The 5,019-nt window shown below is 34.3% G+C and carries 6 protein-coding genes; 3 read left to right on the plus strand and 3 right to left on the minus strand.

Annotated elements, in window-relative coordinates:
• Window positions 1–183: 183 nt before the first annotated feature.
• The 3 genes from ACY65O_RS11155 (at window position 184) to ACY65O_RS11165 (ending at window position 3,460) form a co-directional block, all read left to right on the plus strand.
• Window positions 184–939, plus strand: coding sequence for a molybdopterin-dependent oxidoreductase (locus ACY65O_RS11155; protein ID WP_462220937.1), 756 nt, complete (start codon window positions 184–186; stop codon window positions 937–939).
• A 162-nt stretch (window positions 940–1,101) separates the two neighbouring features.
• On the plus strand, window positions 1,102–2,376 hold the full coding sequence (locus ACY65O_RS11160; protein ID WP_462220938.1) for a PAS domain-containing sensor histidine kinase: 1,275 nt from the start codon (window positions 1,102–1,104) through the stop codon (window positions 2,374–2,376).
• Window positions 2,377–2,401: 25 nt separating this feature from the next.
• Entirely contained in the window at window positions 2,402–3,460 is a 1,059-nt protein-coding gene (locus tag ACY65O_RS11165; RefSeq protein ID WP_462220939.1) for a response regulator, read from the plus strand.
• Window positions 3,461–3,468: 8 nt separating this feature from the next.
• Here the strand turns inward: ACY65O_RS11165 and ACY65O_RS11170 are convergent, their stop codons facing one another.
• The 3 genes from ACY65O_RS11170 to ACY65O_RS11180 all read right to left on the minus strand — a co-directional run.
• A complete protein-coding gene (locus tag ACY65O_RS11170) occupies window positions 3,469–3,858 on the minus strand; it encodes a hypothetical protein (protein ID WP_462220940.1) in 390 nt (129 codons plus the stop codon).
• Window positions 3,859–3,966: 108 nt separating this feature from the next.
• Complete coding sequence (locus ACY65O_RS11175) at window positions 3,967–4,683, minus strand: sulfite exporter TauE/SafE family protein (protein WP_462220941.1); 717 nt, start codon at window positions 4,681–4,683, stop codon at window positions 3,967–3,969.
• 8 nt (window positions 4,684–4,691) lie between these two features.
• Window positions 4,692–5,019: FixH family protein (locus ACY65O_RS11180; RefSeq protein WP_462220942.1), on the minus strand; the 328-nt coding region annotated here is incomplete at its 5' end.

The following is a 5,019-nucleotide window of genomic DNA, read 5'->3' on the forward strand; positions in this document are numbered from 1 at the left end:
GCCTTTTCTTTTTAGTACATATTATACAGGTGATACTTGCAGGATGGAATAATTTTGCAGGAATGGTAAGAGGGTTTGAAACTAAGAAGCCACCTTCACCCCTTCCCGAAAAAATCGGGATAAATTACGGAGAAACTCTTAAAGACACTACTAAAGAAATTTCACCTTCATTAAATTAAAGTCGTGGCTGCTAATAAAGAACAAATACTTTCACAAAAGGCAATCAGAAATAAAACACTGATCTCTTTTTTATTTTTCTTTTTGTTTATTGCCTCCTGCATTGCTTTATGGAAATGGATTTATAAACAACCTGTAGATAATGGTACACCCAAACCATTACGAACTGTTTTAAATAGCAATGAAAAAATATTTTCTTCTGTTTTTAGCGATAACCATTTAACAAAAACTTATCCTCTTTCGGCAGCGGTTGTTAAAGTAAGAAAGAATGGTGATGAAGGCATGAATGCAGATTTTGATGCCACTAAATGGAAATTGCAGTTAGTACGCCACACAGGCGATACCATTTTAATTTCTTTAGATGAAATAAAAGCTTTACCTAAAACTGAAATTATTTTTGATTTTAAATGCATTGAAGGCTGGAGCCAGGTTACGCACTGGGCTGGTGTAAAATTCAGCGATTTTGCGGCAAGGTATAATCTTAACAATCAAACACACCTTGGCTATGTTGGTATGAACACACCTGACAAAAAATATTATGTAGGCATCGACAGCAAAAGTATTTTACATCCTCAAACAATACTTTGTTACGAAATGAATGGCAAACCACTGCCTGTGAACCAGGGCTATCCATTACGGCTTATCATCCCTGTTAAGTATGGTGTAAAACATCTTAAACGCATCGGCACTATCTTTTTCAGTAACCAAAGACCACCCGATTACTGGTACGAAAGAGGTTATGATTATTATGGCGGATTGTAAAATTATTCTTTCTATTTTTTATCTTCTCTTATCTGTTTGTATTGTTGTAATTTTAGCATTACCAAATTATTTTGGTGGCAAAGGGTTCTATACTTATTTCGCTCAAATATTTTTGATTTAATTTTTATTAGTGGTACATACCGGCATGCATAAAAATAAAAAGTGGAAAAATACAACAAATTAATATCTACCTCAGCACATAATCTTTTAAAAGAAAAAGAAAAATTCGAAGCGTTGTTTCAATATGCTTCTATGGGTATATTAGTTATTAATGCTAAAGGTGAAATTATGCTTGCCAATAATTTTTTACTGCTGCAGTTTGGATATGAAACGCCGGAAGAGCTGATTGGTAAAAATGTTGAGACGCTGATCCCACAACGGTATCATCACAAACATGTACAGCACCTTGCTCATTACAGTAAAAAACCTGAACGAAGGCCAATGGGTATTGGTAAAGATTTGTTTGGAGTAAAAAAAGACGGTACGGAAATCCCTGTAGAAATAAGTTTAAGCCATTACACTGCCGATGATGGAAATTTTGCCATCGCATTTATTAGTGATATTACAAAGCGCAAAGAAATTGAAAATGCTGTTATTCAGCAAAAAGAGCAGCTGGCAGATATTAATTTAAAGATAGAAGAATTGAATAATGATCTTGAACAAAAAGTAGAATTACGCACAGAGCAGTTACAGGAAACTTTATTACAGCTGCAAAATTCAAAAGAAGAACTTACCAAAGCATTAAGTAAAGAAAAAGAATTGAGCGATTTAAAAAGCCGGTTTGTTTCAATGGCTTCCCATGAATTCAGGACCCCATTAAGCACTATACTTTCCTCTGCATCTTTAGTAGCAAAATATACCGAAACTACCCAGCAGGAAAACAGGGATAAACATATTAACCGCATAAAAACTTCTGTGAGCAATCTTACAGATTTACTCAATGAATTTTTATCTATAGGTAAAATTGAAGATGGAAAAATTACCGCACACTATTCGCATTTTAATATTAGAGAATTACTGGAAACTGTTTGTGCAGAAATGCAGAATTTGGTAAAATCCGGGCAGCGGATCAAATACACACATCAAGGCAACGAAGTGGTTTACCTGGATCCTTCCTTATTAAGAAACGTAATTCTTAACCTGCTGTCTAACGCAATAAAATTTACTCCGGAAAATGGCGCCATTATAATAGCAGGCGCTGCTAATAATAAAGAAGTTATAATTTCAGTAAAAGACAGTGGTTTAGGAATTTCTAAAGAAGACCAGGAGCATTTGTTTGAACGTTTTTTCAGGGGCACCAATGCTGCTAATATACAAGGCACCGGTTTAGGGCTTCACATTGTAAGTAAATATATTGAATTGATGGATGGACAGATTTCTTATAACAGTGAATTGGAAAAAGGAACAGAATTTATTATTAAATTTACTTTACTATAATTTTTATTAACCCAACAATTTTTTTATGAAGCACTTACTGCTTATTGAAGATAATGATGAACTGAGAGAAAATACAGCAGAGATATTGCAGTTGGCAGGTTACACTGTTGTTACTGCCGAAAATGGAAAAAAAGGTATTGAGATTGCCCTTCAAAAAAAAATTGACCTGATTATTTGCGATGTAATGATGCCGGTGCTGGATGGCTATGGTGTTTTGCACCTGATTAATAAAAACCCGGAACTAACAGGCATACCTTTTATTTTTTTAACTGCAAAAGCCGAACGCAGCGATTTTAGAAAAGGAATGGAAATGGGTGCAGATGATTATATAACAAAACCTTTTAGCGATATAGAATTGTTGAATGCGGTTGAAAACCGTCTTCGTAAAGCTGAATTATTAAAAAAAGAATACCAACCCAATACAGACGGTATACAGCAAATGCTTAATGAATTCGGCGGAAAAAATGCCCTTCAGCACCTTACCGAAAGTGGCAACGTAAACCATTATAAAAAGAAACAACTTATTTATACAGAAGGGAACCATCCTGTACGTTTATTTTATATTGAAAAGGGTAAAGTAAAAACTTTTAAAACTAATGATGATGGAAAAGAATTAACAGTAGGGCTTTTTAATGAAGGTGATTTTTTGGGCTATACTGCGCTGTTAGAGGAATCGGCTTATAAAGAAAATGCAGAAGCCATTGAAGATGCCGAAATTACTGTAATATCAAAAGAAGATTTTGAAAAACTGATGCATTCCAATGCGGGGGTACAGAAAAAATTTATACAGCTACTGGCAAAAAATGTCTCTGAAAAGGAAGAACAGTTATTAGGTATTGCTTATAATTCTTTAAGAAAAAGAGTAGCTGATGCGCTGATTACATTACAGAAAAAATACAAAAAAGAAGAAGACGTTGTTTTTTCAATTCATATATCCCGGGAAGATTTGGCCAATATTGCCGGTACAGCTACAGAATCGTTAATACGTACACTCAGCGATTTTAAAGGTGAAAAATTAATAGAAATAAAAGACGGCAACATCTCTATTGTGAATGAGAAAAAATTAGTTGCCCTGTTAAATTAAAAGCTTTGTTATAATACGGAAACCAGGTATTTATTGAATTCATTTTTTAACTGGGCAAAGTTTTTTTCTAAATACTCCATTTCGTTGCGTAGTTTATTATGTTTGTTCTCTACCTTTATATCAGGTACAATTTTCATTGCTACAGTACTTTCTTTTACTGCTCTTTCCATTTCATTAATATCGTGTTTTAATTCATCGATAAAATCGTCTTTTATTATAAACTGGTTTTGAAACTGCTCTGCCAGGGCAAGAAATTCGCTATCAATTTTACGATCTAATACCTGTGACAAACGGGTTTTTAAAAACGCATTCTCCTGTTTAAAAAAATCAAGCATCCGCTCCCACGTAAGATATTCGAAGCGATACTGATCTAACTTGGATATATAACTATTGGTCATTTAACTAACTATAAATGGTTTGTGTTCGCTTTATTATAATTCTACTTCTATAAATATACTTTCACTTATCCCGCTTTTTTCAAACAACCGTCATACCAGTGGCTGAATTTAATCAGGTATTGTACAACAACGCTGTGCGGTTTTTGTTTCAACACCCACTTTAGGGCTCATATAAGGGATACCCAAACCCATGCCTCTTAAAATAAGTAAGCAAGCCATCACCATCATCAAATAAGGATAGGCCTTGCGTATTTTTTGCCTTATACTAACGCTTACATAATTACCAAAAAAAGCTATACTCCACATCATAGGCAACGTGCCTAATCCAAAAAAAGCCATAAACAGAATACTGTTCATTATATCTCCTGTGGCTACAGCGCCGGCAGCAGCCATATACACTAAACCACAGGGCAGTAACCCATTTAGTAACCCTATTGAAAATAAAGAAGCGTAATTCTTTTTAAAAAAAAGTTGCCCTAATGAAGCCCGTAATTTTTCCAGAAAATGAAGTACAATATTATTTTTTTTAAATACAGTAATGCGTTTGGGCAGGATAATAAAAAATATTATCAGAACACCTAAAACTATGGACAACCACTGCTGGTAACCAAATAAAGCAACGCTTTTACCAATGGCACCAAACACCAAACCGAATACCGAATAGGTAACAATGCGGCCTGCATTGTATAATAAAGAACCTGAAATTTTACTCCAGAAACTATCACTGTTTAAAGGCAACGATAATGCTAAAGGCCCACACATACCCACGCAGTGAAAGCTGCCCAGCAACCCCATTGTAAATGCAGCAAGTATTAATTGTACCATAATTTTTATTAAATAAATATTTTCTTTTCAAAATAATAAGTAATGCCATTCACCTGCCAGTTGATATGTAATTCAAACTGCCCTTTGTTAACAGTTGGTATTATCAACGCCTCATCCAGCAGTAAAAAATTTTGTACTATATCTTTTTGTTCATCAGAAGGGCAATAAAGATTTGCAGTACCAGTTATTTTTTTTCCTGAAAAATCTTTAGGAAAATAAATCAATATCTCTTTATCCTTTATTTGACAGCGTACCTCTTCTGACAAAGCACTCACCCGGTTGCCTTCGTCAATCTTTTCCTGGTACTTTAATTCTTTGGCATAATAATCGGTAGTA

The sequence above is a fragment of the Ferruginibacter sp. genome (assembly GCF_031430955.1).
In the GTDB taxonomy this organism is placed as follows: Bacteria; Bacteroidota; Bacteroidia; order Chitinophagales; family Chitinophagaceae; genus Ferruginibacter.

Coding starts and splice junctions, on each gene's coding strand:
- ACY65O_RS11165 (WP_462220939.1), top strand. CDS start 2,402: ATGAAGCACTTACTGCTTATTGAAGATAATGATGAACTGAGAGAAAAT.
- ACY65O_RS11170 (WP_462220940.1), bottom strand. CDS start 3,858: ATGACCAATAGTTATATATCCAAGTTAGATCAGTATCGCTTCGAATAT.
- ACY65O_RS11175 (WP_462220941.1), bottom strand. CDS start 4,683: ATGGTACAATTAATACTTGCTGCATTTACAATGGGGTTGCTGGGCAGC.